Raw genomic sequence first — 2,816 nt, 5'->3', positions numbered from 1 at the left:
GCCTGAAGGCTTGTCACTTTCTTCCTCGCTCTTGCAAAAATGCGAAAGAAAATTACATGCGGTTTTCGCATGGCTGCCAAGCCTTGGTCGGCGCGCAATATTTGGTGCTCCGGGCTTGACGGTCCGCGGTCTTACGGGTAGAAGCCGCCCAGTCAGAACCGATGTGAGGCTCTCCCTTCCGAAGCGACACGCTTTGGAGTTTGCCTCAAACAGGGTTCGTTTTACGAGCGAAAAGACATTTCCGGCGTGCACGAAGCGGCTTCCGCTTCCTCTGCCTTTTGTTCGGGCAAGACCGCGAGGCGCGGTTTATGGCCCGAATTTGCGTATGGAAATGACGCTTTGAGCGGCCCTGACCGGGCGAGACACGGAATTGAGAGACAAGAGGGTTTAATGCCTACCGTCAACCAGCTGATCCGCAAGCCGCGCATTGCGCCGGTGAAGCGCAACAAGGTCCCGGCCATGCAGCAGAACCCGCAGAAGCGGGGCGTCTGCACGCGCGTCTATACAACGACGCCGAAGAAGCCGAACTCGGCGCTGCGCAAGGTGGCCAAGATCCGCCTGACCAATGGTTTTGAAGTGATCGGGTACATCCCCGGCGAAGGCCACAACCTTCAGGAGCACTCCGTGGTGATGATCCGCGGCGGCCGCGTCAAGGATCTTCCGGGCGTTCGCTACCACATCATCCGCGGCGTGCTCGACACGCAGGGTGTGAAGAACCGCAAGCAGCGCCGTTCGAAGTACGGCGCCAAGCGTCCGAAGTAAGATTTTCCGGCCTTGGCGCTCCTTGAGTGCGTCGGGCTATGAGATTGAGAGACAAAAGCCATGTCGCGTCGTCACAGTGCAGAAAAGCGTGAGATCAATCCGGACCCGAAGTTCGGCGATCTGATCGTCACCAAGTTCATGAACGCCGTCATGTATGACGGCAAGAAGTCGGTCGCCGAGACCATCGTCTACGGCGCGCTCGACCAGGTTCAGTCGAAGACCAAGCAGGAGCCGGTCACCGTCTTCCATCAGGCGCTCGACAATGTCGCGCCGCATGTGGAAGTGCGTTCGCGTCGTGTCGGCGGCGCCACCTACCAGGTTCCGGTCGACGTGCGCCCCGAGCGCCGCCAGGCATTGGCCATTCGCTGGCTGATTGCTGCGGCCCGCAACCGCAACGAGACCACGATGGTCGACCGCCTCTCCGGCGAGCTGATGGACGCGGCCAACAACCGCGGCACCGCTGTCAAGAAGCGTGAAGACACCCACAAGATGGCTGAAGCCAACCGCGCTTTCGCGCACTACCGCTGGTAAAGCGCGAACGAGACTGAGAGGCAGCTACGATGGCCCGCGAATACAAAATCGAAGACTACCGCAATTTCGGTATCATGGCGCATATTGACGCCGGCAAGACGACGACCACCGAGCGCGTCCTCTACTACACGGGCAAGTCGCACAAGATCGGCGAAGTCCACGACGGCGCTGCCACCATGGATTGGATGGAGCAGGAGCAGGAGCGCGGCATCACCATCACGTCCGCCGCGACCACGACCTTCTGGAAGGCTCGTGACGGCAAGATGCACCGCTTCAACATCATCGACACCCCCGGCCACGTCGACTTCACCATCGAGGTCGAGCGTTCGCTGCGCGTGCTCGACGGCGCCATCGCGCTGCTCGATGCCAATGCCGGTGTTGAGCCGCAGACCGAGACTGTCTGGCGCCAGGCCGACAAATATCGCGTTCCGCGCATGATCTTCTGCAACAAGATGGACAAGATCGGCGCCGACTTCTATCGCTCGGTCGAGATGATCGGCTCGCGCCTCGGTGCGCATGCTGTTGTCATGCAGCTGCCGATTGGCGCCGAGACCGAGTTCAAGGGCGTTGTCGACCTCGTCGAGATGAACGCGCTGGTCTGGCGCGACGAGACGCTGGGCGCTGCCTGGGACATCGTCGAGATCCCGGACGACCTCAAGGCTCGTGCCGAAGAATACCGCGAGAAGATGATCGAGGCTGCCGTCGAAATGGACGAGACGGCGCTTGAGAATTACCTCGAAGGCAAGATGCCGTCGAATGACGAGATTCGCGCGCTGATCCGCAAGGGCACCATCGCGGTCAAGTTCTACCCGATGTTCTGTGGCTCGGCCTTCAAGAACAAGGGCGTGCAGCCGCTGCTCGACGCCGTTGTCGAATATCTGCCGTCGCCGGCCGATGTTCCCGCCATCAAGGGCGTCGATGCCAAGACCGACGCCGAGATCGAGCGTCATGCCGACGACAACGAGCCGCTGTCGATGCTCGCCTTCAAGATCATGAACGACCCGTTCGTCGGTTCGCTGACCTTTGCGCGCATCTATTCGGGCAGGCTCACCAAGGGCATCTCGGTCGACAACACCGTGAAGGGCAAGAAAGAGCGCATCGGCCGCATGCTGCAGATGCATGCGAACTCGCGCGCCGACGTCGAAGAGGCTTTTGCCGGCGATATCGTTGCTCTTGCCGGTCTCAAGGACACGACCACCGGCGACACGCTGAGCGATCCGCTGCATCCGGTCATCCTCGAGCGCATGGAATTCCCCGATCCGGTCATCCAGATCGCCATCGAGCCGAAGACCAAGAACGACCAGGAAAAGATGGGCCTCGCCCTTCATCGCCTGGCCGCCGAGGATCCGTCCTTCCGCGTCAAGACCGACGAGGAAAGCGGCCAGACAATCATTTCCGGCATGGGCGAACTCCACCTCGACATCATCGTCGACCGCATGCGTCGCGAGTTCAAGGTCGAGGCCAATGTCGGCGCACCGCAGGTGGCCTATCGCGAGACGATCACCCGCAAGCACGAGCAGGAC

General features: G+C 60.9%; 3 protein-coding genes. All 3 read left to right on the top strand.

Annotated elements, in window-relative coordinates:
* The first annotated feature begins 390 nt into the window (after positions 1 to 390).
* Complete coding sequence (rpsL, locus tag ENZ75_RS27370; RefSeq protein ID WP_006333356.1) at positions 391 to 762, top strand: 30S ribosomal protein S12; 372 nt, start codon at positions 391 to 393, stop codon at positions 760 to 762.
* Positions 763 to 822: 60 nt separating this feature from the next.
* Positions 823 to 1,293: a 30S ribosomal protein S7 gene (rpsG, locus tag ENZ75_RS27365; protein WP_008875664.1), complete on the top strand. Its 471-nt coding sequence runs from the start codon at positions 823 to 825 to the stop codon at positions 1,291 to 1,293.
* A gap of 29 nt (positions 1,294 to 1,322) precedes the next feature.
* Positions 1,323 to 2,816, top strand: a 1,494-nt coding sequence (gene fusA / locus ENZ75_RS27360) for an elongation factor G (RefSeq protein WP_128278456.1), incomplete at its 3' end; no start/stop codon positions are given.

Origin of the sequence: Mesorhizobium sp. M7A.F.Ca.CA.002.04.1.1, assembly GCF_004022805.1 — a bacterium.
GTDB lineage: Bacteria > Pseudomonadota > Alphaproteobacteria > Rhizobiales > Rhizobiaceae > Mesorhizobium > Mesorhizobium ciceri.
This window is presented reverse-complemented; position numbering and strand designations above follow the sequence as displayed.

Excerpts from the sequence above, each read along its gene's own strand:
- rpsL (WP_006333356.1), top strand. The coding sequence starts at position 391 with ATGCCTACCGTCAACCAGCTGATCCGCAAGCCGCGCATTGCGCCGGTG.
- rpsG (WP_008875664.1), top strand. The coding sequence starts at position 823 with ATGTCGCGTCGTCACAGTGCAGAAAAGCGTGAGATCAATCCGGACCCG.